Consider the following 25,839-nt stretch of genomic DNA (forward strand, 5'->3'; position numbering starts at 1 on the left):
TACATTGACGGAATGCCAAGTTTGCAAAGCTGACATTCATCAGGAGCAATGTAATGCTCGGACAAGTACACAACCCCGACCTGCACCTGCTGCGGCTGTTCGTCACTGTAGTCGAGGCCGGCGGCTTCAGCGCCGCGCAAGGCGTGCTGGGCCTGAGCCAGCCCACCATCAGCCAGCGTATGGCGCAGCTGGAAGCGCGGCTGGGCTACCGCCTGTGCAGCCGAGGCAAGGGGGGTTTTCACCTGACGGAAAAAGGCGCGTTATTGCTGGACGCTGCCCGTGGGTTGCTGCTGAACATCGAGCAGTTTCGCCAGCAGGCAAATGGCGTTGCCGGGCGGCTGCTGGGGACCGTGCGGATCGGCATGGCGGAGAACCAGGACAAGGCGGTGAGCCTGAAGCTGGCAGCGGCTGTTGCGGCGTTTCGCAGGCGTGAGGAAGCGGTGCAGCTGGAGTTGATCAGTGCGCCGCCAGCAGAGTTGGAGCGCTTGTTGCTGGAGCAGCGTCTGGATTATGCCATCAGCTACTTTTCCGGCAACCAGGCCGCCTTCGATTACCAGCCACTGTTCGAGGAGCGGCAACGGCTGTATTGCGGCAAGGGGCATGTGCTGTTCGGTGCGGCTGGCATTGGACGGGAGCGGTTGCTGGCGATGGATCAGGTGCGCCATCCGTACCGGTTTCTCAAGGGCGGCGAGCCGTTCCAGAGCCAGCGCAGCATGGCGGTAGCGGAACAGATCGAGAGCGTACTGACGTTCATTTTGTCGGGGCGGCATATTGGCTATCTACCGTACCATTGTGCGCAGGGGTGGGAGGCTGAGGGGCTGTTATGGGCGCTGGACCCGGGGCTGGACTTTGTGGTGCCGTTTACCCTGGCCAGGCACCGGGCGCAGGCGGTTGGTGAGGCACAGCAGGCGTTTGCGCAGGATTTGCTGGCGGCGTTTGCCTGACCGGGCCTCTTCACGGGTGAACCCGCTCCCACAGGATTCTCACACAGCCTGAAGGCTGCGCCGCACCTGTAGGAACGGGTTGACCCGCGAAGAGGCCGGGACAGACGACATCAATCAGTAAGCCATGCTCCAGGTCAGGGTGTAGGTGCGCCCGCGCCCCTGGTAGTCATACAGGTACGCCGGCCCGTAGGTCGGCGAGTAGAACAGCGTCGCACGCTGCCCCCAAACCGTGCTGTACTGCTTGTCCAGCAGGTTCTGGATACCGGCGCTGAAAGTACCGAAGCCGGTGTCCTGGCTGCCCAGCAGGTCGAAGGTGGTGTAGCCGTCGATCTCGTGGTCGGCATCGTCCTTCAGGTTGAAGGCATGGTTGGCCTGCAGCCGCGCACTGCGGCCATCGCCCTTCCAGCCAACGAACGCGGTAGCCTTGGACAGCGAGGCATAGCGGGCATCGCGTTTGATCCAGCCGCCATCGACATCTTCTTCCTCGGAGCGGGTCAGGTGCAGGGTGCCACCGGCTTCCCAGCCGGTCTGGAAGTGCCGGGTCAGCGCGCCCTCAAAACCGAAGTCACGGCTTTTCTGGTCTTCCACATTGATGGTCAGCGTCTGCGAGTCGACGTTGATGATCTTGTCCGACCAGATGTAGTACAGCGCCGCCTGAGCATCCCAGTCCAGGTCGGCATAGCGCCAACCCAGTTCCACCTGGCGACTCTTGATGCCGGCCAGCGGGTTGTCGGCCACACTCAGGCCAGGTTTGCCGTAGTACTTGGCCGGGTCGGGCAGGTCAAAGCCTTCGCCGTAGTTGGTCCATACCTGGTGGCCATTCTTGAAGTCGTAGATGGCACCGACGTTGAACAGGTTGACCTGGTAATCGTTGCTGCCGCCCGGCACACCCTTGAAATCGCTGACGTCCACATCCATCTGCTGGCGCCGGGCGCCGCCGGACAAAGTCAGGTTATCGGTGGCATGCCAGTCCAGCTGGGCGTACACCGACACGCCATCGACCCGGTAGCTGGGGTAGCGTGCGGCCTTGCTGTCCTTCTCCAGCTCCAGGCCACCCGACTCTGAGGACGTCTGGGCGTTGAAGGTGGTCTGTTCGGCGTTGAAGCGCTCGCGGTCTAGGTCGACGCCGTAGGTCAGCTTCAGCGTATCCCACTGCTTGGCGAACAGGCCCTTGAGGCTGGTGACCTCGAAATTCTGCTGCGAGGCGGCGAAGTACACCCCGCGCGAGCCGGTGGGTGTGGCGCGGTTGTAGTACGGGAACGGGTAGAAGTTGTCGTCTTCCTTGCGGTACGAGGCCTGCAGGTAGAAGTCCTGGCCCAGCACGTCGGTGTGGTGGTAGTTGGCGTTCAGCAGCAGGCGCCGGGTACGCGGCTCCAGGTCCGACGAGTAGCCGCTGCGCAGCTCGGCGTCCTCCAGGTCGGACGGGGCGTTGTAGTTCAGGTTGGGGAAGTAGATACCGGTGCTGCCGTGGTTGCCCGAGTCATAGTACTGGGCCAGCAGGTCGAGGCTCTGCTGGTCGTTCAGTTGCATCCCCAAGGTACCGAGCACGTCGATGGTGCGGTTGTACTGCAGGTCGGTCTGGGTGTTGTCGATGAAGATCTGGTCGCCGGCGCCGTCGTAGAAGGCTTCGTTCTGCTCACCGGAAACCCCCAGCCGGGCATTGACCCGCTCGTTACCGCCACTGATCGACTGGGCGAAACGGGTGGCTAGGTCGTCACTGTTGTTGAAGCCGCTGCTGGCACCGAGCTGGGTCTCGAACCGTGCAGGGCCGGGTTCGCCCTTCTTGGTCACGATGTTGATGATGCCGCCGGTGGCGCCGCCGCCGTAGATGGCACTGGCGCCAGACAGCACTTCGACACGCTCGACGTTGAACGGCGAAATGCTGTCGAACTGACGCGACAGGCCACGCGAGCTGTTCTGGCTGACCCCGTCGATCATCACCAGCACGTTGCGCCCGCGCATGTTCTGGCCGTAGTTGGTACGCCCTTCCGGGGCCAGGTCGAGGCCTGGCACCAGCTTGCCGATGGCTTCCTTCAGGCTGACGCCACTGTCGATCTGCTCGCGCAACTGCTGCTGGTCGACCACCCACACGGTACCGGGGATTTCACTGATCGCGGTGCTGGTGCGCGAGGCCACGCTGACCTCGATCGGCTTGAGGTTGACCGCCTGCGGCAAGGCGTCGGCCTTGCGCAGGGTCACTGTGCGGGCGTCGCTGAAGTGCCAGCTCATGCCGCTGCCGGCCAACAACTGCCGCAGGGCCTGCTCGATGCTGTAGCTGCCCTGCAAGGCCGGGCTGGCCAGGCCGGTGACGTCGCCGGTGGTATACAGCAGGTGCAGGCCAGCCTGGTCGGCGAACGTGGTCAGGGCCTGGTCCAGCGACTGGGCTGGCAGGTCGAGCTGGACCTGGCGGGCCTGGGTCTGGGCCTGTTCGATGGTGGTCGAGGCCGACGCCTGTAGCGGGCCGACCAGCATGGCCAAGGCACTGCAGGACATCAGGGCATGGTGAAGAGGACCGCGGCGGCGGTGCAAAGGCTTGAGCATCAGAGGCACGAATGAGCTTCCTGACAAGTCGTAAATGAGAATTGGTTGCTGATCAGTCCCACTACGACGATCTGGCTTGCAGGAACTTGCAGTGCCAAATGGAAAATATTTTTATTTCTGTGCTGCGAAGAGGCCGGAACAGGCGAATCAATGAACCACGGCCAGCCAAGGCAGGTAGGTCACCTTCAGCCCATAGCGCTGCTCAAGGGTGCGCAACAGCGCCTCCGGCTCATCGAGGTCGAACACTCCGCTGACCTCCATCGCCGCCAGCTTGCTATCCGACAGCACAATGCGCCCATGCCGGTAACGCTCAAGCTCCGCCAGCACCTGCCCCAGCGGCTTGCCGTTGAAGATCAGCTTGCCGCGCTGCCAGGCCATCTGCGTACCGGCATCGGCCGCTACTGCCAGTTCATGCTCGCCAACCTTGGCTTCGCCATGGGCCAATACCACGCGGCCATCGCGACGCACGCTGAAGGTGGCCGCACTCCCCTGCACTCGCTCACCGGCCGTGTCGACCACAAAGGGCCGTGAATCATCGGTGGTCTCGAACAAAGCCTCACCGGCCTCCAGCACCACTCGCCGCTCACGGTCGCTGAACACCACGCTCAGGGCACTGGCACTGTTCAGCGTCACCCGCGTGCCATCGGCCAGGGTCACCACCTGCCGCTCGCCCACCCCGGTGTGGTAATCCGCCAGCAGCACCGGCGCCTGCTGCCAACCAGCCACACCAGCGGCCAATACCAGAGCAGCAGCCACACCCGCCTGTTTGAGCCAGTTGCGGCAATGGCGCAGGGCCTGGCCGATGTATTTCGCCACCATGCTTTCGGAAACCCCCAGGCGTTGCGCGATCTGCACCTGGGTCAGGCCTTCGACGCGGTTCAGCAACAGCGCCTGGCGGGCATTGTCCGACAGCTGCAGCAGCGCCTGGTCAAGGATCTGCAGACGCTCCCGGGCCAGCAACGCCGCCTCGGGTGCTGGCGCCGGGCAGGCCACCTCACCTGCCCGCTCGCAGTCATCGTGGCTGGCGGCAATGCGCTGCTCGCGGCGCAAGGCATCGATCGCCAGGTTGCCGGCCACGCGGAAGATGAAACTGCGCGCGTGCAGCACCGGCACTGCCTGCTGGTCGATGTGCACCAGCTTCAGGTAGGTTTCCTGCGCGACGTCGGCAGCACGCTGGCGGTCGCTCATGCGCCGGGTCAGGAACTGCAGCAGGTCGTCGTAGTGCTCCTGGAAACTCGCCAGCAGGCCCGACACGGGTGAGGTCAGCATGGGTTTGGGAACAGCCAGTAGGAGAAGTTATCGGGCGTTAATGAGAAACAGTATCTTTCATCTGACGGGAGACTTTCAACGTCGACGCGCATTTGCCACACTGCCCCTTCGCCCACTACGGCAAGGTCGCACCCATGGTTGCCCGTCTGCACCGCTACGTCCGCCTGCTCCTGGTCCTGCTGCTGGCCTGCAGCCTGGGGGCCTGCGCGCTGTTCCAGGCACGCGACCCGGTCAATATCAGCGTGATCGGTATCGAACCGCTGCCCGGGCAGGAGCTGGAACTGCGCATGGCGGTGAAGATGCGGGTGCAAAATCCCAACGAGGCGCCGATCGACTACAACGGCATCGCCCTGAACCTGGAAGTGAACGGCCAGCCGCTGGCCGCCGGAGTCAGCGACCAGCAGGGGCATATTGGCCGTTATGGCGAAGCGGTGATCGTGGTGCCAGTGAGCATCACGGCGTTTGCCTTCCTGCGCCAGGCCTATGGGCTGGGCCAGGTGGATTCGCTGCAGGGCCTGCCCTATGTGCTGCGCGGCAAACTGGCCGGCGGGCTGCTGGGGACCGTGCGCTTTACCGACGAGGGCAAGCTGGACCTGCCAAAAGGCGCCAACTGGTAAGCGCCCGGAGGGGTGTGATCAGCGGTTGGCGCTGGCCGCGGCCATCAGCTTGTTGACTTCGCTGCGCACCATGTTGGCGTATTCGGGCGGCGACATGCCGTCCAGCTCGGCGCGCACCCACTCGGCCCATTTGCCTTTGCGCCGTGGTTTTTCGGCGATCAGCCGCGCCGCTTCGCCCTTGGCCTTGCCAAGGTTGTTCTGCCACAGCTCGAACAGCCGGGCCTTCTCTGCCTCGATCTGCGCCCGTTCCTCGAAGCTCATGTTGGCCAGATTGAAACTCATGGAGGTACCTGCAGGTTTGAAAATGGCCGCTATCTTACACCCAGGTACCGCAACACCCCAAAGCCGCCGCAACTTTCCCGACGCGCCGGCATCCATTGTCCAGACCACACCATCGACGAGGACGAGTTCATGGCCCGGAAAAACGCCGCACTGGCCGACAGCGACCAGATCAAGGACCAGGTATTCAGCGAACTGCAGGCGCTGATCGAAGAATCGGAAAAGCTGCTGAATGACAGCGCCACCCTGGTGGGTGACGAGGCGGAAACCCTGCGCGCGCAGATAAGCCTCAAACTACGCCAGGCGCGCCATGCCGCCGACAAGGTGCGCAGCAAGGCGCAACCGGTGGTGGAGGCTACCCAGGACTACATCGGCGGCCACCCATGGCAGACCGTGGCCCTTTCTGCAGGCCTCGGGCTGGTGGTCGGCCTGTTGCTGGGCCGCCGTCACTGACGCCTGGGCCGCCTGGTGCGAGTCAGGCGGCCTGCGCCAGCGGAATACCACTGTGGAAGCGCAGCTCCTGGTCCGGTGACTGGATCAGCTCCACCTCCGCTGCGCGCACCAATTCCACTCGGCGAGCGATGTCTGCCTCATCGCCGTAGTTGTGCGCCAGTTTCAGGTAACCCTGGTAGTGGCGCGCTTCGCTCTTCAGCAGGCCGTGGTAGAAGCGGCCCAGTTCCTCATCCAGGTGCGGTACCAGCGCGGCAAAGCGCTCGCAGCTGCGCGCCTCGATGAACGCCCCCACCACCAGCGTATCCACCAGCTTGACCGGCTCGTGGGCGCGCACCAGGCGCCGCAACCCCGACGCATAACGCCCCGCCGACACCGGGCGCAGTGGCACGCCGCGGCGCTTCATCAGGCGCAGCACCTGCTCGTGGTGCACCAGCTCCTCGCGGGCCAGGCGCGACATCATGTTGATCAGGTCGAGGTGGGTGTTGTACTTGGCGATCAGGCTCAGGGCGGTGCTGGCAGCCTTGAATTCGCAGTTCTTGTGGTCGATCAGCAGGGTTTCCTGGTCGGCGAGCGCCGCTTCGATCCAGGCATCTGGCGTCGGGCAACCAAGAAAGGCGTCGATTTCGGGGATCAGGGACATAAGCGTGCAACCACACAGAACAGGCAGAGCCGGCGATTATACCGGCGGCGGCGGGCGGCGCCAGTGACTATGCTTGATGTACATCAAGCGCCAGCGGGGGACGCGCCGACTATAGTCAGGCATTGGTCGCCACCTTATGAAGGGAGTTAACGCCCATGCAAGCCGTCCGCAGCATCCTCGTCGTGCTCGACCCCGAGCACGCCCACAGCCGGGCACTGACCCGGGCCAAGCTGATCGCCGGCCTCACCGGTGCACGCCTGCACCTGCTGATGTGCGACAAAAGGCATGACCACAGCGCACTGCTGAGCCTGCTGAGCAGCCAGTTGCATGATGACGGGTACGACAGCGTCACCCATGAAGAGGCCTGGCGCGACAACCTGCACGACACCATCATCTACGTGCAGCAGGCCGAGGGCTGCGAGCTGGTGATCAAGGAGCACCGCCCGGACAACCCGCTGAAAAAGGCCCTGCTCACCCCCAGCGACTGGAAGCTGCTACGCCAGTGCCCGTGTGCCGTGCTGATGGTCAAGAGCGAGCGGCCGTGGACCGGGGGCAAGATCCTGGCAGCGGTAGACGTGGGCAACCAGGACGAGGACCACCGCCGCCTGCATGCCAGCATCATCGACCATGGCTATGCCATTGCCGGGCTGGCCAAGGGCGAGTTGCATGTCATCAGCGCGCATCCGTCACCGATGCTGTCGGCGTCGGACCCGGTGTACCAGCTGAGCGAAACCATCGAGAAGCGCTACCGCGAGGCTTGCAAAGCGTTCCAGGCCGAGTACGGCATCAGCGACGAGTGCCTGCATGTGGCCGAAGGGCCGGCTGATGTACTGATCCCGTATACCGAGCAGAAGCTCGATGCGGTGGTGACAGTGATCGGCACCGTGTGCCGCACGGGGATTTCCGGGGCGTTGATTGGCAATACCTCGGAAGTGGTACTGGATTCGCTGGAAGGCGATGTGCTGGTGCTCAAGAGCGAGGAGGCAATTGCCCACCAGGCGGAATTGGCCCGCGGCTGAATTTGCCTTCCTCAGGAGGACACATGATTCCTTGAAATTGCAGGGCCCCTGTGGGAGCGGGTTTACCCGCGAAAGCGGCGGTGAGTCCAAGGACGCATTCGCGGGTAAACCCGCTCCCACAAGGTTTTCTTACCGGAATTCTCTAGACCAACGCCTCCCGCACCTTCGGGTCCAGGCCCTCCCCTGCATTGGCCTCGGCCCATTGCGCCAGCTGCTGGCGCATTGCCGGCGTCCAGAAGTTCTGCAGATGCTGCCGTACCCCTTGCACCGCCAGCGCCCGGTCTGGCTCGCTGTCGAAGTAATGGGCAATCTGGTTGGCCATCTTGACCAGGTTTTCGGTGCTCATCGGCGCACCTCGGCTTTCTCCGTCTTCTCCGCTTTACGGCGCTCCTTCAGCAGCCGCCGCTGTTCATCACTGAAGTCCTGATAGCGCTTCTGCCACTGCGAAGGCTGGAACACCTTCACCACCTCCACCGCGGTCACCTTGTACTCGGGGCAGTTGGTAGCCCAGTCAGAGTTGTCGGTGGTAATCACGTTGGCCCCAGACTCGGGGAAGTGGAACGTGGTGTACACCACCCCCGGCGCCACCCGCGTGCTTACTTTGGCGCGCAACACCGTCTGCCCGGCGCGGCTGCCGATGCCGACCCAGTCGCCATCCTGGATGCCACGGCTTTCGGCGTCGGTCGGGTGGATTTCCAGGCGGTCGGCGTCATGCCAGGCGACGTTGCCGGTGCGCCGGGTCTGGGCGCCGACGTTGTACTGGCTGAGGATGCGCCCGGTGGTCAGCAGCAGCGGGTAGCGGGTGTTGACCTTCTCGTCGGTGGGCACGTAGCCGGTGAGCATAAAGCGCCCCTTGCCGCGCACGAACTGGTCGATATGCATGGTCGGCGTGCCATCCGGCGCGGCGTCGTTGCACGGCCACTGCAGGCTGCCGTGGCGGTCGATCTCGGCATAGCTGACGCGGTGGAATGTGGGCGTCAGGCGGGCGATCTCGTCCATGATCTCGGACGGGTGGCGGTAGTTCATCGGGTAGCCCAGGGCATTGGCCAGGGCCACGGTCGCCTCCCAGTCGGCCTTGCCGGCCAGCGGTTCCATGACCTTGCGCACCCGCGAAATGCGCCGCTCGGCATTGGTGAAAGTGCCGTCCTTCTCCAGGAACGAGCTGCCCGGCAGGAACACATGGGCGAACTTGGCCGTTTCGTTGAGGAAGATGTCTTGCACCACCACGCACTCCATGGCCAGCAGGGCCGCGGTGACGTGCTGGGTGTTGGGGTCGCTCTGGGCAATGTCTTCGCCCTGGCAGTACAGAGCCTTGAAGCTGCCGTCCAGCGCCGCCTCGAACATGTTGGGGATGCGCAGGCCTGGGTCCGGCTGCAGGGTCACGCCCCAGGCGCGCTCGAACTCGGCGCGCACAACTTCGTTGGAAATGTGCCGGTAGCCGGGCAGTTCGTGGGGGAACGACCCCATGTCGCACGAGCCTTGCACGTTGTTCTGCCCGCGCAGCGGGTTCACCCCTACCCCTTCACGGCCGATGTTGCCGGTGGCCATGGCCAGGTTGGCGATGCCCATCACCGCGGTACTGCCCTGGCTATGCTCGGTCACGCCCAGGCCGTAGTAGATCGCCGCGTTGCCGCCGGTGGCATACAGGCGGGCGGCGGCGCGGATCTGCTCGGCAGGTACGCCACAGACAGGGCCAAGCACTTCGGGGGCGTTTTCCGCCTGGCTGACGAAGTCGCGCCAGCGGGCGAAATCCGCGGTTTCGCAACGGGCATCGATGAAACGCTGGGCCAGCAAGCCTTCAGTGACAATCACGTGGGCCAGCGCGTTGAGCATGGCCACGTTGGTGCCCGGGCGCAGTTGCAGGTGCAACTCGGCGCGGGCGTGCGGCGAGTCGACCAGGTCGATGCGCCGGGGGTCGATCACGATCAGCCGCGCGCCCTGGCGCAGGCGGCGCTTGAGCTGCGAACCGAATACCGGGTGAGCATCGGTGGGGTTGGCGCCGATCACCAGCACCACGTCGGCCTGCATCACCGAGTCGAAGCTTTGCGTACCGGCCGACTCACCCAGGGTCTGCTTCAGGCCATAGCCGGTGGGCGAATGGCATACCCGTGCGCAGGTGTCGACGTTGTTGTTGCCGAACGCCGTGCGCACCAGTTTCTGCACCAGGTAGGCTTCTTCGTTGGTACAGCGGCTGGAAGTGATGCCGCCGATGGAATCGCGACCGTACTTGAGCTGGATGCGGCGGAACTCGCTGGCGGCATAGGTCACCGCCTCGTCCCAGCTGACTTCCTGCCACGGATCTTCCAGGCGCTTGCGGATCATCGGCTTGGTGATGCGGTCCGGGTGGGTGGCGTAGCCCCAGGCGAAGCGGCCCTTGACGCAGGCGTGGCCGTGGTTGGCGCCACCGTTCTTGTCTGGGACCATGCGCACCAGCTGGTCGCCCTTCATTTCGGCGCGGAACGAGCAGCCCACGCCGCAATAGGCGCAGGTGGTGATGACCGCACGCTCTGGCTGGCCCAGCTGCACCAGGCTCTTTTCGGTCAGGGTCGCGGTCGGGCAGGCCTGCACGCAGGCACCGCACGACACGCACTCGGAGGCGAGGAAGTTTTCACCGCCCGCCGCCGCCACCCGCGACTCGAAGCCGCGCCCGGTAATGGTCAGGGCGAAGGTGCCCTGGATGTCCTCGCAGGCGCGCACGCATCGGCTGCAGACGATGCACTTGCTCGGCTCGTAGTCAAAATACGGGTTGGATACGTCCTTTTTCTCGGTCAGGTGGTTGGCGCCGTCGTAGCCGTAGCGCACCTCGCGCAGGCCCACCTGGCCGGCCACGGTCTGCAGCTCGCAGTTGCCGTTGGCCGAACAGGTCAGGCAGTCCAGCGGGTGGTCAGAGATGTAAAGCTCCATCACGTTGCGGCGCAGGCCGGCCAGGCGCGGCGTTTCGGTATGCACCACCATGCCTTCGCTGACCGGGGTGGTGCAGGAGGCCGGGTAGCCGCGCATGCCTTCGATTTCCACCATGCACATGCGACACGAGCCGAAGGCTTCGAGGCTGTCGGTGGCGCACAGTTTGGGGATGCTGGTCCCGAGCATGGCTGCAGCACGCATCACCGAGGTACCGGCGGGCACAGTGATGGCACGGCCATCGATGCTCAGGCTGACCTGTACCTCGCTGTCACGGGCCGGGGTGCCGAGGTCGCTGCTTTTATCAGAAGCGGGGTCGAAGAAATTGATCACTGTGCGGCCTCCGTAGGGGTCAGCCCGAAATCGGCGGGGAAGTACTTCAGGGCGCTGGCCACCGGATAAGCGGTCATGCCGCCCATGGCACACAGCGAGCCGTATTGCATGGTGTCGCACAGGTCACGCAACAACAGGGCCTGGTCATGCCGCTCGGTCATGTCGCTGGTGGCGATCAGCCGGTCGACCACTTCCATGCCCCGGGTCGAGCCGATGCGGCACGGGGTGCACTTGCCGCAGGACTCTTCGGCACAGAACTGCAAGGCGAAGCGCGCCATGCTGGCCATGTTAAGGGTGTCGTCGGCCACTACCACACCACCATGGCCGAGCATCGCCCCCATGGCGGCGAAGGCTTCATAGTCCAGCGGCGTGTCGAAGTGGCTGGGCGGTACCCAGGCACCGAGCGGACCACCAACCTGCGCGGCCTTCAGCGGCCGGCCACTGGCCGTGCCGCCGCCATAGCCTTCCACCAGCTCGCGCAGGGTCAGGCCAAAGGCGCGTTCCACCAGGCCGCCCTGGCGGATGTTGCCAGCCAGCTGGAACGGCATGGTGCCCAGCGAGCGGCCCATGCCGAAGTCGCGATAGAACGCCGCGCCCTTGGCCATGATGATGGGTACCGAGGCCAGGGTGAGCACGTTGTGCACCAGTGTCGGCAAGCCGAACAGCCCCTGCAGCGCGGGCAGCGGTGGCTTGGCGCGGACGATGCCGCGCTTGCCTTCGATGGATTCGAGCAGCGCGGTTTCTTCGCCGCAGATATAGGCGCCGGCGCCGACCCGCACTTCCAGGTCGAAGGCCTGGCCGCAGCCGGCCACGTCGCTGCCGAGGTAGCCGGCGTCACGGGCGATGGCGAGGGCCTGGTCGAGCACGCGGATGGCGTCGGGGTATTCCGAGCGCACATAGATGTAGCCCTTGTCGGCACCCACGGCGAGGCCGGCAATGATCATGCCTTCGATCAGCAGGAACGGGTCGCCTTCCATCAGCATGCGGTCGGCGAAGGTACCGGAGTCGCCTTCATCGGCGTTGCACACCACGTACTTCTGCCCTGCCCCGGCGTCACGCACGGTGCGCCATTTGATGCCGGCCGGGAACGCCGCACCGCCGCGGCCGCGCAAGCCGGAATCGAGCACGGCGGCGACCACCTCGGCACCCTCCAGGGCCACGGCCGCTTCAAGGCCGGCGAAACCGCCATGGGCACGGTAGTCGTCCAGCGACAATGGGCGGGTGATGCCGGCGCGGGCGAACAGCAGGCGCTGCTGGGTCTTGAGGTAGGGGATGTCCTCGACCGGCCCCAGGGCCAGCGAGTGGCCGCCGGGTTCACCGGGCTCGCCGGTCAAGGCGTCGAGCAAGGACGGCACGTCTTCCGGGGTGACCGGGCCGAAACCCAGGCGCCCTTGCGCGCTGTCGCACTCCAGCAGCGGCTCGAGCCAGTACAACCCACGGGAGCTGGTGCGCTGAATGTCCAGCGGCAGCTGGCGGCGCTCGGCCTCACGCTGCAAGGCATCGGCGACCTGGTCGGCGCCCACGGCACGGGCGACCGAATCGCAGGGTATATACAGCTTCAGCATGCTGCGTCCTCCCGGCAGGCGTTGACCAGTGCGCGCAGGCGCTCAGGGGTAAGGCGCGCATGCACCTGGCCATCCAGTTCCAGCGCTGGCGAGCAGGCACAGGCACCCAGGCAGTACACCGGGCGCAGGCTGATGGCGCCGTCGGCGCTGGTGCCGTGGTCGTCCAGCGCCAGCTGTTCGCGCAGTTGCGCGGCCAGCGCCTCGGCGCCCCGGCTCTGGCACGACTCGGCGCGGCACAGGCGCAGGGTGTGGCGCGCCGGTGGCGTGGTGCGGAAATCGTGGTAGAAGCTGATTACCCCGCGCACCTCGGCCAGGCTGAGGTTCAGGGCATGGGCAGTTTCGGCGACAGCGGCATCGGGGATGTAGCCGATGTCGTGCTGGATGGCATGCAGGATCGGCAAAAGGGCGCCGGGGGTGTCCTTGTCACGGGCCAGAATGCGGTGGATCACAGGCAGGTGGAGCGTTTCATCAGGCATACAGCGGACCTCGGCATCACGGACCCTGCCTGAATTGTTGTGAGGGCAGGTATCCGGCGTGTTCTGCTGCGGCGCGCCGGCCACGTCACGGTTGCGTGGTGCCAGCGGCCTCCTTGCCTACGGCCGCACGTCTGCGCGCGCTGGTACGAAGGCATCCTGCAAGCATGGCACTTGTGGCGTCGAGGGGTTGTGTGCGAACGACCAGGCGCATCCTGAAACCGACGCGGGCTGTTTCTGGCCTTACTCTGCTGCGCTGTCGCTGAGAACTGAATTCGCAAGCGGCCCGCGTAACCTGTGGGAGCGGCTTTAGCCGCGAAGAATCCAACGCGGTGCATGGCACCGGCTACGCCGGTGTTCGCGGCTAAAGCCGCTCCCACAGGGTCCCTGCCAATTCAATGAGTTATGTGCAGCCCCATGAATGCATGGTATGCGCAAGGCTTCAAGGCTGCACGGCTTTGTCGATCAGTGCTTGCCTTCCACTGCCTTGGCCGTCTCGATCAGCTTGTCGAACTTGCGGTTCAGCTGGGTAAAGCGCTCATCACTCTTGGCCCGCGCCTTGATGTTCTGGTCCGAGCTGGCCTTGTCGGCAATGGTCACCACCGTCCAGTCCCAGTCCTTGGACACCCAGTACACCAGCTCACCGTCTGCGGAAAACGCCTCGAGCCGTCCACCGCTATTCGGCACAGGCTTGGCCTGCCTGGTCATCGGCAACAGTTGCTGGACCCGCGCCTCGTCGGTGCTGGCCAGCCGCACCTCCACCTGGCGAAGCTGGTCGGCTTCGTTGAACGACGCCTTCACTTGCGTGATGGCAATACCGCCCAGGTTGTAATTGCCCTTTGGGTTGCGCCCCTGAAAGAACTCGGTGGGCACTTGGTAGTGATAGCCGGTGAAATGCTCAACCTCGCCGAACTGCTGCTGCAGAATGGCCATAGCCTGGGGCTTGGGCATGCCCAGGGTGAACTGGCCGACTTCCAGCGCCGACCAGGCTTGCAGGGGGAAAAGCGTGCAGGCGAATACCAGCGGTAGGGTCCGTTTCATCGGTCATCTTCCTTGAAATTAGCCTTGCAACCTAACCCCTACATGCCAATCAGACAATACTGGCAGGGTGCCAAGCCCACCCTGGCAGTGCCAGGGGGCCAACATCGCCGCCCATGGCTATCGGTTCTTGCGCATACCCATGTGGGCGTCATCCATCAGCGCCTTGGCCATGTCGCAGAGAAAGTGCGAAGCTCAGACCAGCACCGGGGCCTGCAAGACCGGGGAAGATCGAGAAAACCCCGGCTGACCCGAAGGTCACCCGTATGCAGCCACCATTAAGCACAACCATTGGCACAGACCAACGGCTTGATGATGAGCACGCTTTCGATACTTCCCCAGGCTTGCAAAGACTCATTGCGTTAGCAGGAAACCTGTGGAAGCGGGTTTACCCGCGAACACCGGCCTAGCCGGTGCCATGCACCGCGTTGGATTCTTCGCGGCTAAAGCCTCACAGGGTACGCGGACCGCTTGCGATTCAGTTTTCTACCTATTTCGACGCCGACTTGTCCTGGGAGGCAGAGGACCGTGTCATCGCCCGGGTTAATCAGGCGTGCTCGCACCTGGGTGTCAACGTGGAAGTGCGCAATCAGGCCCGCATTCACATAGGGTACGAAGCGAAGTTCGGCGGCACCTATTCACCATTGAACAAGGTCACGGATGGCATCGACCGGTATCTGATCCGGTCGACCTGCCTGGGGGGCGATGTGGGCACTGGCGAGCTTTACAGCACGCATGGCCTGGACGACCTGCAGAACGACCTGCTCAGGATGAACGAGCTGAACCCTCGGCCAGGCTTGTTCAGGGAGAAAGCTGCCAGCTACCAGGCACGTTGGCCGTGGCTTGCCTTGGTTGAGTGAACGTGCGCATAGGACCCCATCGCGCAACTGCGCAGTGCTGCAATCGAGGCGTACCGCCAACAGCAGAGGGGGCGCTGCCCCCCCGTGGCCGCTGTGCTGGCAGTAGAAGACTATCTGGACGACGCAGTGGAGAATCAGCCAGCAGCAATAGCGCAACGAACGGCCAAGGCGATTCAGAACGAGCGATCAGTTCCAAAGGCTGCTTTCGACCTATAGCAGAAGCCCACCAGAAGCTACAATCCATGCCCAAACCACCAGCAACTGCCTGCCCCAATCAATCGCAGGCTCATGAAAAGGAAGTCACGCAAATGGATGCTCGTTGCGCCTCTCTGGACGAAGTCCGCCAAGGGATCGATGAAATTGACCGAAGCCTCGTTTCTCTGCTCGCCAAACGCGGAAGGCTCGTGACGCAAGCGGCAGGCTTCAAGAAAACCACCGATGATGTACGTGCGCCTGCACGGGTCGAGCAAGTGATCAGGAAGGTTCGTGAAATGGCTGACGAAACCGGTGCATCGGCTGAGGTCGTGGAACAGGTCTACCGGGCGATGATCTCTGCCTTCATCGCTGAAGAACTGGCCACCCATGCGAAGCTGGCCAACGATCCTTCAGCATCTTGATATGACTACGTGGGGCTCATCCGCAGCCCCGCCGCCGTCTCCCACCACTATCTCTGGCTCAACGCCGCAATCGAAACGCCAGACGCGACGAAGGTGAGGCCTGCGCCCATGTTCAGCCCATTCACCAGCCGTGGCCGCTGGTACAGGTAGCGAGACAGCACCGTGGCAAAAACGCCCATCAGGGCAAACCCCAAGGCTGTGAGTACAGCGAACCACACTCCGTAAACCATCATCTGCACGCTAACCGACCCGCGTACCGGATCGACGAACTGGGGAATGAATGCCAACACAAAGAAGCCTGGCTTCGGATTGAGCGCAGCCGAAAGCAGACCGGTCAGAAAAATGCTGGGTAACGATTGCCTGGACGCCGGCTGGAAGCTTATCAGGCTGCGAGCGCGCAAGACCTTGATCCCGAGCCACAGCAGATAGCCGGCACCCATGAGTTTGATCACCCAGAATGCGAGCACCGAGGTTTGCATTAGTAGGGTCAACCCTAACGATGCGGCTGCAACGTGAAATAGAATGCCTGCGCCTGAAGCCATGCCAGATACGGCCGCTGCGACTTTTCCCTGGCTGAGACCACGACCAATGGCCAACAGGTTGTCAGGGCCCGGCGCCAGAACCAACAGCACGCAGGCGGCGGTATAGGCGAACCACACATTCATGGGAAACACGGCTCTCTCCTTAAGCCTGATGAAGCACCCATCCTGACGGTGGGATGTGCCAATAGCAAGGCGGCAGCTCAAGGATTGTTGCCTCTGATGAGCGTGGCCCTGCTTAGTCGCCCGAGTCAGCAATGAGCGTGATCTCCGCTATGGGTCGAATGCGGTCATCCGTGACCGGCTGCCATCGCCCCATTGCAATCCTTCGCGGATGATTATTATCGGCCAGAAGCATTCAGCCGACGCGGTTCTGGTTTCTCCCGATAGGCTGAGAGAGCAACCCCACAATACTGAGGCATTGCCGGAGCATTGTAGGGTTGGTATGACCGCCCCTACACTGCCCCGAAACGCACCTCCACCGACAGGCTTCCCAGGTTATCGCTCAGGCCAGCGCCATAGCGCCCGGCCAGGTCGTCATTGATGCACAGCTGCAACTCACCCTGCTGGCCACGCGGCAATTGCACCTGGTTACCCACCAGGAACGGCACGCCGTTGCTGCCGATACGCCCGATCAACGCCCCTTCGTTCTGCCCCGGCAGGGTGTAGCCCGGCTTGGCAGTAAACGCTGGGTTGCCCTGCGCGCCAACCATGCCGGTGGTCGGGTTGGCCGTCCACTGCCCGCCCGTACATACCGCCAACTGCCAGCTCTGACCATTGACCTGCATGCCCGTGCCCTGCCATGCCCGGTTGGCCTGCACCTGCACCGTGCGCTTGAGCAGGTCGCTGGCCACCACGTCGGCGGCCTGGAAGGTCAGCGCGGTGATGGTCAAGGTCGGGTTGGCGGTGCCGGTGGTGGGGAACACGCCGTCGCCGACAAGGAACAGGTTGGGGTGGTCCCAGCTGCGCTGGTCCTTGTCCACCACCGACTTGGTGCGGTCCGAACCCATGCGGTAGGTACCCATCAAGTGGCCAGCGCCGAAGAACGCGTAGTTCTGGCCGTCGTACTCGAACACCGTTTGCGAGCCGGGCTCAAGCTTAGGGTTCAGGTCGGTCAGCTCGGTGGCGCCCATTAGCTCGGTAATGATATGCGTGGCGGCCAGGCGCGCCTGTTTGAAGCCCTCCTTGGTGTAGTCGGACAGTTCGTAGGTGATCTGAGGCCGAGGCAGGCCCAAGCCGTCTGTGAACTCCGTGCTCCTCTCCACCCGGCACAGTGCATTGTCGGGGTCTTTCTCCACCTGCTCGATCAAGAAGCCCAGACGGAACTGGCGGGTCAGCACGCTGTTGAGCTGCTGCACCAGCGCCTTGCCGGACAACGCCAGCTTGTTGGGGTTAGCGCCGCCGTTGTTGGTGCCGTCGATGAAATCGCAGACCGAGGTGTAGGGGTCGTTCACCGACCAGTTCCAACCCTCGTTGCCGATCTCGATACGCCAGGCGGCACGCTGGCTGCGGAACGGGCCATCGCGCATGTCCTCGATCCCCGAGGTGGACAACGGCCCGCGGAACGGGAACAGCGGCTTGCCTTCGGGCATCAGGCCCCAGGCCAGGTACACCGGGTGGTCGGCCAACGCCTGGCCGACCTGGCCGCTGCTGTTGGCGACCCCTTTAGGGCTGTTAGGGCCGATGGAGTTGAGCAGCAGCTTCGGTGTTTCGATCGCGTGGGCGGCGATCACGTAGCGCTTGCCCTGGGCCGTGCCGTTCTGGCGTGTGCCATTGTTCTGATACTGGATGAAGTCAATACCCGTGACCCCATTGGCATCGACCTGCACCTGGCTCGCCACGGCCTGGTAGAGGATGCGCACGTTGCCGGTATCCAGTGCCTTGGCCATGGTCACGGTGGCGTCGTACTTGGCCTGGATCGGGCAGATGGGCGTGCAGCTGGTGTTTCCAGCGCATACCCGGCGGCCGTTATCGCTCTGCGAGTTGCGCCCAGCCGGGGTCTGCCGGACGTTGAGGGTGACACCTGGGTAGGGCTTGCCGTCCGGCGCCTTCTCCGGGCTCTGGTACACCGTGCCCGTGACGTTCTTGCCCAGGCCTTGGTCGACCAGCGACGGCGGGATGCCGTGCATGCTGTATTCATAGCCCTGCGGGAAGGTCACGCCCAGGTAGGTCTGCGAGGTAACATCGGCGGACACGCCCATTTCCTCCTCGGCGCGGCAGTAAGCGGTCTGCAGGTCGTCGTAGCTGATCGGCCAGTCGACCCCGACGTTGTACGCAGTGCGCATGCGGAAGTCGTTTGGCAGCAGACGCAGGGCCGTGCCCATCCAGTGCCACATGGTGCCGCCGCCAACCCGCTCGTAGGTGCTGGCGAACAGTTGCGGCCCCTTCTGTACCAGGTAGCTCTTCTGCGCCTTGTTCGGGTCTGTGCTGCCGGCGGTGATCAGGTCCTGGATGGTCGCCCGTGGCGCGAACTGTGTGGCCGGAGTCTGCTCGCTCTGCTCAGGTGGGTACGGCGACTCGGGCGACTTGAGCACCGCGGTGTAGAAGCGCTCCAGGTACTCGCTGCGATTCGGCGGAATGGCCGGGCCCGACTCGAGCACCAGTACTTTCAAGCCGGCCAGGCCCAACTGGTAGGCCATGACACTGCCGGCCATGCCGGCGCCCACCACGATCACATCGGCGGTTTCGATACTCTGTGTTTGTACATTGCTCATGGCTGCAGCCCTTCCTTGGCGTCGACACCGGTGAATTGCTTGAGGGTCGGTGGCTGTTCAGCCCAGTAGCCGAAGTGGTACTGGCTGTAGCCCATGGGGTGGGATTGGGCGATCTTCCACGCCCAACTCTCCTTGTAGGCCTGGTCGGAAACCACACTGGTATCACCCTTGTGCTTGCTGCCTTGGTCATACGGCTGGTACCAGCTGCCAAGCAGCCACAGCTTCATAATCGAGCGGGCGCCCTGGGCGATCTGCGGGTCCGAGTTGCCGAGCACGGCGCTGGCGATTTGCTCAGGCGTTTGACTCCTGATGCTGGCATACAGCTCCAGCAGGTTGCTGAACGCTGCGGTACCCATGCCATGCTGGGCAGTGGCGAAGAACAGCGGCGGCAGGTTGATCGGGTCAACGGAGGGTGCCAGCAGGTCGGCTGACAGACCAGTGAGTGCAGCGGACAGGTCGATGAAGTTCTGCAGGTTTGGGTCGCTCATGGCATCACTCCTTGGCGCCGGTGGATTGGGCACGTTCAAGCAGGAAGGTGAAATCGGCGAAACTGGTGCGCGGGGACTGGGTCACCCGGGTAGTCGCGTTGTTGTGGCACTCCATGCAGCTGGACGAGGCCTGTGGCGTGGTGCCCTGGTTGTAGGTCTCCAGGGTGGCGTTGGCCAGGAAGGTCGGGGCAGGCGTGCCCAGCGGGTTGGTCGGCGACGGCACTTGGCAATCCTTGGCCGGGTCGGTCGGCCACTGGGTACTGATCAGCTGGTAGTTGGCCCAGACTGTGCCCTTGAGCGCGCCTTGCCACTGCGCGTTGAGCTGTTGGGTCGCTGTGGTGAGCGGGATTTCCCGCACGATCTGCGAAGGTGTGGCTTTCTTCGACGGGTCCCACGGTTGCGCTGGCGGCTCGTTTACCGGGCGGTCGCTGGCCTGGGCGTCGTAGAACAGGTAGGGGCCTTTACGCTCGTTGATCGGAGTGGTCTTTTCCGGCACGTTGCGCACGTGCTCGAAGCTTGACCATACCCACTGCGGCGCATCCTTGGTCTTGTGCACGATGTGCAGGCCGACCAGCCCGACCTTCTGCGCGCTGCACGACTCGGGGATCACCGCGCCCTTGTTCGGGTCGTCGTTGCCGGGGGTGTATACCAAGGCGTCGACGGCGTGGAAGTCCTGCGGTTTGTCGTTGCCGCCGAGTACCTTCCAGGCCGACTTGACCATGATCGCGCCGACTTGCTGGGCCTTCTGCGAGCCGCAGGAGAAGGCGATGCGGTTGTCGGCCTTGCTGAAGAACGCCTGCTGGCCTTCCTTGCTGTAGAGACCATTGTTGACGATGTCGTCGAACATCGGCTGGTTGACCATGATCGCGTTGCGCGTGTAGGTGCCGTTCTGGTCCACCAGTGGGCCGGTCTTGAACGGCTGGATGAATTCGTCAAGCACACCGGCGACCTTGCCCATCTGTTGCAGTACGGGCAAGTCACCCTTGCCCTGGCAGGCAGCGGGTACCGGCGCCTGCTGGTCCCAGGCGACCGGTTTCTGGCCTTGGGGCAGGAAGATCTCGTAGCTTTCTTTCCACGATTCCCACACCGTCTTGCCGGGCGCGCCGATCTCCACTGAGGTGTTGGCGCTGCCGTCGGCGTTGGCGGGCCAGTTCAGGGCGACGAAGGTCTGCCACGACAGCACGTCGAAATCGTGTTGCAGGCTGTCGAGGTTGAAGGGCGGGTTGGCGGTGACGTCGAAGGGGATGGTGGGCGATAGCACGGGTGGCCCGGCCGAATCGGCCATGGCGAACACGCTGGTGAAGCTCGCACCCAGGTACGCCAAGTGTTTCAGAGGTATTCTCATTATCGTCTCCTCAGCAGGTAAAGCATCGGGACGACGAGACGTACTGGTCCTCCATGGACCGAATGTTCAGCGTTATCCCTGACGCTAGGCTGCAGGCTAGCCGTTGCGCCAGAACCCTCAGAGATATCCGACTAACGGTAGGGATACTGCCGAGGAAGGCACTGCCCTGGACCTGCTGATCAGCTCAATGGCCGAGACGTGTAGCGGTCCTTCGCGGAGGGCAGCAATTGGCCAAAAGCGGACCTCCATGAGAAGTGTGCAACTCATCTGGAGATTACCGAGTGATGCGTCGGAGGCTGAGTACAACGGCTCGCCTCTCTATTTTGCTAAACAATTTCACGGCTTAAAAACAATAAAAACACCGAAAGGGTGTGTTTTTCTTATGACTCCACTGCATGTCCACCAAGCTACTTTTCACTACGAGTAAAGCAAAAACCTAGGAAACCCCAGGCTTTTGCTAATACAGCACGAGATGAAATATTTAATACTTCGACTCTGAACGGGCCGAAACCAAAACAGCAGTTAGTGAGTCATCCGCCTCGGGCATTCTGGTGAGTGCCACCGCGTCTTCTAAAACAATTTCTCTAGATCCTAGTTCATGCCGGAGGTCGGCACGAATCATGCGCAGTAATGACCACGCCAGCACACCGAGCACGGGTATCAAAGGCAGTGCAACGACAATGGTAGACGTTTGAACAGCTTTCAGACCGCCTACTTTAAGAAGGCCGATGCCGATGACCGCCAGTAGCAGTGCCCATACAATCCGCAGCCAACGCTGAGGCTCCTCATAGCCACTTAACTCGCTCGATGTCACCGATGCAAGCACATAAGCTGCCGAGTCAAGCGTCGTCGCAAGAAACACGAAGCAAAGCAGAACGAAAGCGCCAATAACAAGACTTGAAAATGGCATTGTTTTCAAGATGGCGAGCACAGCAGCCGGAATACCATGTTGTGACAGAATAGCACTGACATCCAGTTCGCCTGTCAGCTGAAGATTAAGCGAGTAGCCGCCCCAGACCGCGAAAAAGACCCAGCAGCCCAGGCTGCCCCACACAAGCTCAGCCAAAATGAGCTCTTTGATTGTCCGCCCGCGAGAAATACGAGCCACAAACAACCCCATCATGGGGGCATAGGCAATCCACCAGGCCCAGTAGAAAATCGTCCAGTCCTGAGGGAACGAACCTTTTGCAACTGGGTCAGTCCACAGGCTCATGTGGATAAAATTATTGAGCATCAGGCCAAGGCTATTTGCCCAACCATTGATGAGCAACAATGTTGGACCGACAACAGCAGCGAACAAAAGCAGCAGAAAAGCCAAGTAGACATTTATATCGCTAAGTATCTTTATTCCTTTACTCAGCCCAAACCAGACACTCATGCCGAACATCAATGTCCAGAGCGCCAAGACGCACATGTCAAATACGAAGGACTGCTGTATTCCAAAAATGTCGCCAGCCAAGGTTGAGACAAGGGGCACGGCCAAGCCAAGGGACGTACCAACACCGCCAACAATCCCGAACACCACCACGGTATCAAGCGTAAGACCCAGCCACCCATTGGATTTATCGCCCAAGACGCCACGCGCAGCGACTGATAATCTCACCCCTGGCTGTCGACGCACATACATCGAGTATGCAATTGGCAAAGCCGGCAAGCAGTAAAATGCCCACGGGGTCAGCCCCCAGTGGAACTGCCCATACGTCAACGCCCACTCTGCCGCTTCACGACTGTGAGCAGCCACATTCAAAGGAGGCCCATTAAAGTAATAAATCGGCTCAACCCAGGCCCAGTTAACAATGGCTATGCCGATACCGCCACAAAAAATCATGGCGACCCAGCTAAAATAGGAAAACTCTGGAACATCACTCTTTCGCCCAAGGCGTATATTTCCGTAACGCCCGAACGCCATCCACAACAGGAACATGACAGCCATCAAGCCGGAAACCAGGTAGAGCCAGCCAAACTTTCCGGTCGCAAATGCAAACATCTGATTTATCACTGCATTCCCAGCCTCAGGAAATGCAATAAGCGGAATCGTGACACCGAGTATCACCGCAATCGATGGCCAGAATACGCGACCATCCAATGAAGCACCATCTTTCAACTTACTCATTTGGCATATCTCCTCAGAACGTTCGACTCAAGACCCAGCATCTGCCGAATAAAAATATGTCAAGCACGAATTACAACCCCTGCTCGAACAGATTTAGTCCCATGGAGAAATGAAAGGCCGCGAGCCTTTCCCGAACATATATTATGCTTATTATTCATATTCGCCTCTAATTTTATTTAATTATTATTTCAGCGGCACAGCCAAATAAACTTCAACACCACAAAAGATGCGTGCCTGGCGGCAGTCAGGCACACATCTTCTTCAATTGTTACTTCATGGTCGGCATGGAGAACTCAACGCCTTCCCGAACACCTGACGACGGCCAGCGCTGGGTGACTGTCTTACGTCGGGTGTAGAACCGGACGCCATCGGGCCCGTAGGCATGCAAATCACCGAACAGCGAACGCTTCCAACCACCAAAGCTGTGGTAAGCGACGGGTACAGGCAAAGGAACGTTGATACCGACCATGCCTACCTTGATATTGTCGGAGAAGTATCGAGCCGCTTCGCCGTCTCGGGTGAAGATGCACGTACCATTGCCGTACTCGTGTTTGTCGATCAGCGCCATGGCTTCCTTCATGCTGTTGACACGCACGACCTGCAGAACCGGGCCGAAGATCTCCTCCTTGTAGCTCTGCATGTCTGGGGTAACGTGATCGATCAGGGTGCCACCGACGAAGAAACCGTCCTCGTAGCCAGCAACGTTTGGCTCACGCCCGTCGACAACCACGGTTGCACCCTGCTCTTCAGCACTGTTGATGTATCCAACCACTTTTTGCTGATGCTGCCGGGTGATCACCGGGCCGAAGTCATTCTTGCTGTCGGTGTAAGCACCCACCTTCAGGTTTTTCATGGCTTCTTTCATTTTGGCGATCAATGCATCGGCTGCCGCGTCACCCACCGCCACAGCGACTGAAAGGGCCATGCAGCGCTCACCGGACGAGCCAAATGCAGCGCCCAGAAGCTGGTTAACCGCATTGTCGATATCGGCATCCGGCATGACGATCGCGTGGTTTTTGGCCCCGCCCAGCGCCTGGCAGCGTTTGCCGTGGGCTGTGGCGGTGGCGTAGATGTACTCGGCAACTGGCGTCGAACCCACGAAGCTGACTGCCTGAATTCGCGGGTCGCGCAGCAGGATGTCGACCGCTTCCTTGTCCCCGTTCACCACATTCAGCACGCCCTTGGGCAGACCTGCTTCCTGCAGCAGTTGGGCAATGAACAAAGTGGAGCTCGGGTCTCGCTCCGAAGGCTTGAGAATGAAGCAGTTCCCCGCCGCAATGGCCACAGGAACCATCCACAGCGGTACCATCACAGGGAAGTTGAATGGCGTGATGCCTGCAACCACACCCAGCGGCTGGAACTCGCTCCAGGCATCGATGTTCGGACCGACATTCTTGCTGTGTTCGCCTTTCAGAAGCTCGGCGATCCCGCAGGCGTACTCAACGTTCTCAATGCCGCGCTGCAGTTCACCGGCGGCATCGTGGGAAATTTTGCCGTGCTCTTCACCGATCAGTTTGCAAATCGCATCAGTGTTTTGCTCCAGGAGTTCTTTGAAACGGAACATAATGCGGGCACGCTTGATAGGCGGCGTATCGCGCCAGGCCGGGAAAGCAGCTTCAGCAGTCGCAATGGCGTGCTCGACCGTCTGGCTCGATGCCAACGCAACTTGGCGAGCCACCTGGCCGGTGGCGGGATTGAAGACATCCTGGGTGCGTTTGGATTCAAGGACGACTTCGCCGTTAATCAGATGACCGACAGTATTCATGTGAAACTCCACTTTTTGTTATTCACGTTTTGCGTTGGTGTTCGATTACCAAAGGCTGCGGTAAAGCTCGACCATCTCGGCCTCAGTAGGCACGCGCGGGTTATTGCCAGGGGAACCGGAAGCCAGCGCCTGGGCAGCCATGGTTGGCATCAGTTCGAAGAATTTTTCGCGATCGATTCCAAACTGCGCGGGGGTGGGCACATTCAGCTCATCGTTGATAGCCACCAACTCTTCCAGCAGCTTCTCCACTGCGGATTGGTCCGTGTCGCTCTCGGTCGCGACACCCATAGCGCGCGCGCAATCTGCGTAGCGGTCACGTGCAGCGGGGATCGAGAAGGCCGTCACTTCAGGCAGCAACATGGCGTTCGACAAGCCATGAGGCACATGGAATGCGGCACCAATGGGGCGGCTCATGCCATGCACCAGAGCAACTGACGCAGCCGAGAACGCCAGCCCAGCCAAGGTCGAACCCAGCATGACGGCCTCACGCGCAACACGGTTGGCACCCTCGTGATAGACCTTGCGAAGGTTTGGCCCAATCAGCCGCATGGCGGCGAGCGCCTGGGCATCGCTGAACAGATTGGCTTTCTTGCTGACGTAAGCCTCGATGGCATGGGTCAACGCATCAATCCCGGTATCAGCTGTCACTCGAGGCGGCAGCGAGAGCGTCAGTTCATAGTCGACCAGTGCCGCAACAGGCATGAAGCCTGCGCCGACGCAGAGCATTTTTTCGTCAGTCGACTCATCGGTGATGATGGTGAACCGGGTCACTTCGGAGCCCGTGCCGGCGGTTGTTGGAATGGCAATGATCGGCAAACCCATTTCAGTGACATTGCGCGGGAACCTGTAATCGCGCATGACACCGCCGAACTTGGCCAGGATGCCAATCGCTTTGGCGCTGTCGATCGGGCTTCCGCCGCCTAGTGCGATGATGCTGTCGTACCCCCCTTCCCTGGCGGTCGACACGCCGGCTTGAATCGAAGCGACTGTAGGCTCGGGTACGGTATCGGAGAACACGTCGACGTCTATCCCGTGCTCTGCCAGTACTGCACTGATACGACCTGCATAACCCAACTCAACCATCATCCGGTCAGTGATGATCAGTGGCTTATGGCAGCCAAGGCTGGCCAATACCTGATGGATTTGCTGGCTGGCGCCGGCACCGGTTTGCAGGATTCGTGGGAGGATGCTGTTGTAAGTCATGGCTCTATCTCATTTCCTGGGCATGAACGCGCCCGCGAGCAGCCTTGGGCTCGTGTTCGCTTGATCGGTAAATCGGGAAACAAGGGAGGGCGTTTCAAAGGCTCCCCCCCTCTACTTGCCCTC

21 protein-coding genes and 2 pseudogenes are annotated in these 25,839 nt (G+C 62.0%); 6 read left to right on the plus strand and 17 right to left on the minus strand.

All coding sequences use genetic code 11. The features are described 5' to 3' along the window. Positions 1 to 53: 53 nt before the first annotated feature. A complete protein-coding gene (locus tag CAY82_RS21680) occupies positions 54 to 944 on the plus strand; it encodes a LysR family transcriptional regulator (RefSeq protein ID WP_087502997.1) in 891 nt (296 codons plus the stop codon). A 114-nt stretch (positions 945 to 1,058) separates the two neighbouring features. On the opposite strand, the gene CAY82_RS21685 is transcribed toward CAY82_RS21680, so the two are convergent. Both CAY82_RS21685 and CAY82_RS21690 read right to left on the minus strand, forming a co-directional pair. Continuing rightward, positions 1,059 to 3,485: a TonB-dependent receptor gene (locus CAY82_RS21685; protein ID WP_087502998.1), complete on the minus strand. Its 2,427-nt coding sequence runs from the start codon at positions 3,483 to 3,485 to the stop codon at positions 1,059 to 1,061. A gap of 147 nt (positions 3,486 to 3,632) precedes the next feature. Then, complete coding sequence (locus tag CAY82_RS21690; protein ID WP_087502999.1) at positions 3,633 to 4,754, minus strand: sigma-70 family RNA polymerase sigma factor; 1,122 nt, start codon at positions 4,752 to 4,754, stop codon at positions 3,633 to 3,635. Between the two features lie 134 nt (positions 4,755 to 4,888). On the opposite strand from CAY82_RS21690, the gene CAY82_RS21695 reads away from it, so the two are divergent. Then, positions 4,889 to 5,371 carry an LEA type 2 family protein gene (locus CAY82_RS21695; protein WP_087503000.1) on the plus strand — a complete coding sequence of 161 codons (483 nt, stop codon included), beginning with the start codon at positions 4,889 to 4,891 and terminating at the stop codon, positions 5,369 to 5,371. An 18-nt stretch (positions 5,372 to 5,389) separates the two neighbouring features. Here the strand turns inward: CAY82_RS21695 and CAY82_RS21700 are convergent, their stop codons facing one another. Next, positions 5,390 to 5,653 (minus strand): hypothetical protein, encoded by a 264-nt coding sequence (locus CAY82_RS21700; protein ID WP_025338356.1) that lies wholly within the window; start codon positions 5,651 to 5,653, stop codon positions 5,390 to 5,392. Positions 5,654 to 5,782: 129 nt separating this feature from the next. Between CAY82_RS21700 and CAY82_RS21705 the strand changes: the two genes are divergently transcribed. Beyond that, positions 5,783 to 6,103, plus strand: a complete 321-nt coding sequence (locus CAY82_RS21705; RefSeq protein WP_087503001.1) for a YqjD family protein — start codon at positions 5,783 to 5,785, stop codon at positions 6,101 to 6,103. Positions 6,104 to 6,125: 22 nt separating this feature from the next. On the opposite strand, the gene CAY82_RS21710 is transcribed toward CAY82_RS21705, so the two are convergent. Then, positions 6,126 to 6,743: a tRNA-(ms[2]io[6]A)-hydroxylase gene (locus tag CAY82_RS21710; protein ID WP_063913938.1), complete on the minus strand. Its 618-nt coding sequence runs from the start codon at positions 6,741 to 6,743 to the stop codon at positions 6,126 to 6,128. A gap of 155 nt (positions 6,744 to 6,898) precedes the next feature. On the opposite strand from CAY82_RS21710, the gene CAY82_RS21715 reads away from it, so the two are divergent. Next, positions 6,899 to 7,762 (plus strand): universal stress protein, encoded by an 864-nt coding sequence (locus tag CAY82_RS21715; protein WP_087503002.1) that lies wholly within the window; start codon positions 6,899 to 6,901, stop codon positions 7,760 to 7,762. Between the two features lie 142 nt (positions 7,763 to 7,904). Here the strand turns inward: CAY82_RS21715 and CAY82_RS21720 are convergent, their stop codons facing one another. The 6 genes and pseudogenes from CAY82_RS21720 to CAY82_RS27220 all read right to left on the minus strand — a co-directional run. Continuing rightward, positions 7,905 to 8,108: a formate dehydrogenase subunit delta gene (locus CAY82_RS21720; RefSeq protein ID WP_087503003.1), complete on the minus strand. Its 204-nt coding sequence runs from the start codon at positions 8,106 to 8,108 to the stop codon at positions 7,905 to 7,907. Then, positions 8,105 to 10,996, minus strand: a complete 2,892-nt coding sequence (fdhF, locus tag CAY82_RS21725) for a formate dehydrogenase subunit alpha (protein WP_087503004.1) — start codon at positions 10,994 to 10,996, stop codon at positions 8,105 to 8,107. Before fdhF ends, CAY82_RS21720 begins: the two co-directional genes overlap by 4 nt. Continuing rightward, positions 10,993 to 12,561: an NADH-quinone oxidoreductase subunit NuoF gene (locus CAY82_RS21730; protein WP_087503005.1), complete on the minus strand. Its 1,569-nt coding sequence runs from the start codon at positions 12,559 to 12,561 to the stop codon at positions 10,993 to 10,995. The genes fdhF and CAY82_RS21730 overlap by 4 nt, the downstream gene beginning before the upstream one ends. Beyond that, positions 12,555 to 13,037: a formate dehydrogenase subunit gamma gene (locus CAY82_RS21735; RefSeq protein ID WP_087503034.1), complete on the minus strand. Its 483-nt coding sequence runs from the start codon at positions 13,035 to 13,037 to the stop codon at positions 12,555 to 12,557. Before CAY82_RS21735 ends, CAY82_RS21730 begins: the two co-directional genes overlap by 7 nt. Before the next feature lie 462 nt (positions 13,038 to 13,499). After that, positions 13,500 to 14,075, minus strand: coding sequence for a hypothetical protein (locus tag CAY82_RS21740; protein WP_087503006.1), 576 nt, complete (start codon positions 14,073 to 14,075; stop codon positions 13,500 to 13,502). Positions 14,076 to 14,192: 117 nt separating this feature from the next. Then, positions 14,193 to 14,267: pseudogene (locus tag CAY82_RS27220) on the minus strand (DUF3077 domain-containing protein); the annotation flags it as partial. Positions 14,268 to 14,563: 296 nt separating this feature from the next. Between CAY82_RS27220 and CAY82_RS21745 the strand changes: the two are divergent. Together CAY82_RS21745 and CAY82_RS21750 are read left to right on the plus strand one after the other, a co-directional pair. Next, positions 14,564 to 14,932: pseudogene (locus tag CAY82_RS21745) on the plus strand (nucleotidyltransferase family protein); the annotation flags it as partial. Between the two features lie 308 nt (positions 14,933 to 15,240). Beyond that, on the plus strand, positions 15,241 to 15,549 hold the full coding sequence (locus tag CAY82_RS21750) for a chorismate mutase (RefSeq protein ID WP_087503008.1): 309 nt from the start codon (positions 15,241 to 15,243) through the stop codon (positions 15,547 to 15,549). A 47-nt stretch (positions 15,550 to 15,596) separates the two neighbouring features. Here CAY82_RS21750 and CAY82_RS21755 read toward each other — a convergent pair whose 3' ends face one another. From CAY82_RS21755 to CAY82_RS21785, 7 genes are all read right to left on the minus strand, one after another. Continuing rightward, positions 15,597 to 16,223 carry a LysE family translocator gene (locus tag CAY82_RS21755; protein WP_170931116.1) on the minus strand — a complete coding sequence of 209 codons (627 nt, stop codon included), beginning with the start codon at positions 16,221 to 16,223 and terminating at the stop codon, positions 15,597 to 15,599. A gap of 320 nt (positions 16,224 to 16,543) precedes the next feature. Next, positions 16,544 to 18,802: a GMC oxidoreductase gene (locus CAY82_RS21760; protein ID WP_087503009.1), complete on the minus strand. Its 2,259-nt coding sequence runs from the start codon at positions 18,800 to 18,802 to the stop codon at positions 16,544 to 16,546. Then, on the minus strand, positions 18,799 to 19,290 hold the full coding sequence (locus CAY82_RS21765; RefSeq protein ID WP_087503010.1) for a sorbitol dehydrogenase: 492 nt from the start codon (positions 19,288 to 19,290) through the stop codon (positions 18,799 to 18,801). The genes CAY82_RS21760 and CAY82_RS21765 overlap by 4 nt, the downstream gene beginning before the upstream one ends. Positions 19,291 to 19,294: 4 nt before the next feature. Then, positions 19,295 to 20,635: a cytochrome C gene (locus CAY82_RS21770; protein ID WP_087503011.1), complete on the minus strand. Its 1,341-nt coding sequence runs from the start codon at positions 20,633 to 20,635 to the stop codon at positions 19,295 to 19,297. 481 nt (positions 20,636 to 21,116) lie between these two features. Then, positions 21,117 to 22,748 carry a BCCT family transporter gene (locus CAY82_RS21775; RefSeq protein ID WP_087503012.1) on the minus strand — a complete coding sequence of 544 codons (1,632 nt, stop codon included), beginning with the start codon at positions 22,746 to 22,748 and terminating at the stop codon, positions 21,117 to 21,119. A gap of 268 nt (positions 22,749 to 23,016) precedes the next feature. Continuing rightward, complete coding sequence (locus CAY82_RS21780) at positions 23,017 to 24,513, minus strand: CoA-acylating methylmalonate-semialdehyde dehydrogenase (protein ID WP_087503013.1); 1,497 nt, start codon at positions 24,511 to 24,513, stop codon at positions 23,017 to 23,019. 45 nt (positions 24,514 to 24,558) lie between these two features. Then, entirely contained in the window at positions 24,559 to 25,716 is a 1,158-nt protein-coding gene (locus CAY82_RS21785; protein WP_087503014.1) for an iron-containing alcohol dehydrogenase, read from the minus strand. Between the last annotated feature and the right edge of the window lie 123 nt (positions 25,717 to 25,839).

Source organism: Pseudomonas sp. SID14000, assembly GCF_002165135.1.
Lineage (GTDB): Bacteria > Pseudomonadota > Gammaproteobacteria > Pseudomonadales > Pseudomonadaceae > Aquipseudomonas.

Bases quoted from the DNA above. Each gene is read 5' to 3' on its own strand.
- CAY82_RS21775 (WP_087503012.1), bottom strand. From the start codon at position 22,748: ATGAGTAAGTTGAAAGATGGTGCTTCATTGGATGGTCGCGTATTCTGG.
- CAY82_RS21770 (WP_087503011.1), bottom strand. From the start codon at position 20,635: ATGAGAATACCTCTGAAACACTTGGCGTACCTGGGTGCGAGCTTCACC.
- CAY82_RS21735 (WP_087503034.1), bottom strand. From the start codon at position 13,037: ATGCCTGATGAAACGCTCCACCTGCCTGTGATCCACCGCATTCTGGCC.
- CAY82_RS21680 (WP_087502997.1), top strand. From the start codon at position 54: ATGCTCGGACAAGTACACAACCCCGACCTGCACCTGCTGCGGCTGTTC.
- CAY82_RS21710 (WP_063913938.1), bottom strand. From the start codon at position 6,743: ATGTCCCTGATCCCCGAAATCGACGCCTTTCTTGGTTGCCCGACGCCA.
- CAY82_RS21750 (WP_087503008.1), top strand. From the start codon at position 15,241: ATGGATGCTCGTTGCGCCTCTCTGGACGAAGTCCGCCAAGGGATCGAT.
- CAY82_RS21780 (WP_087503013.1), bottom strand. From the start codon at position 24,513: ATGAATACTGTCGGTCATCTGATTAACGGCGAAGTCGTCCTTGAATCC.
- CAY82_RS21730 (WP_087503005.1), bottom strand. From the start codon at position 12,561: ATGCTGAAGCTGTATATACCCTGCGATTCGGTCGCCCGTGCCGTGGGC.
- CAY82_RS21700 (WP_025338356.1), bottom strand. From the start codon at position 5,653: ATGAGTTTCAATCTGGCCAACATGAGCTTCGAGGAACGGGCGCAGATC.
- CAY82_RS21715 (WP_087503002.1), top strand. From the start codon at position 6,899: ATGCAAGCCGTCCGCAGCATCCTCGTCGTGCTCGACCCCGAGCACGCC.
- CAY82_RS21740 (WP_087503006.1), bottom strand. From the start codon at position 14,075: ATGAAACGGACCCTACCGCTGGTATTCGCCTGCACGCTTTTCCCCCTG.
- CAY82_RS21785 (WP_087503014.1), bottom strand. From the start codon at position 25,716: ATGACTTACAACAGCATCCTCCCACGAATCCTGCAAACCGGTGCCGGC.
- CAY82_RS21720 (WP_087503003.1), bottom strand. From the start codon at position 8,108: ATGAGCACCGAAAACCTGGTCAAGATGGCCAACCAGATTGCCCATTAC.
- CAY82_RS21695 (WP_087503000.1), top strand. From the start codon at position 4,889: ATGGTTGCCCGTCTGCACCGCTACGTCCGCCTGCTCCTGGTCCTGCTG.
- CAY82_RS21705 (WP_087503001.1), top strand. From the start codon at position 5,783: ATGGCCCGGAAAAACGCCGCACTGGCCGACAGCGACCAGATCAAGGAC.
- CAY82_RS21685 (WP_087502998.1), bottom strand. From the start codon at position 3,485: ATGCTCAAGCCTTTGCACCGCCGCCGCGGTCCTCTTCACCATGCCCTG.
- CAY82_RS21760 (WP_087503009.1), bottom strand. From the start codon at position 18,802: ATGAGCAATGTACAAACACAGAGTATCGAAACCGCCGATGTGATCGTG.
- CAY82_RS21765 (WP_087503010.1), bottom strand. From the start codon at position 19,290: ATGAGCGACCCAAACCTGCAGAACTTCATCGACCTGTCCGCTGCACTC.
- CAY82_RS21690 (WP_087502999.1), bottom strand. From the start codon at position 4,754: ATGCTGACCTCACCCGTGTCGGGCCTGCTGGCGAGTTTCCAGGAGCAC.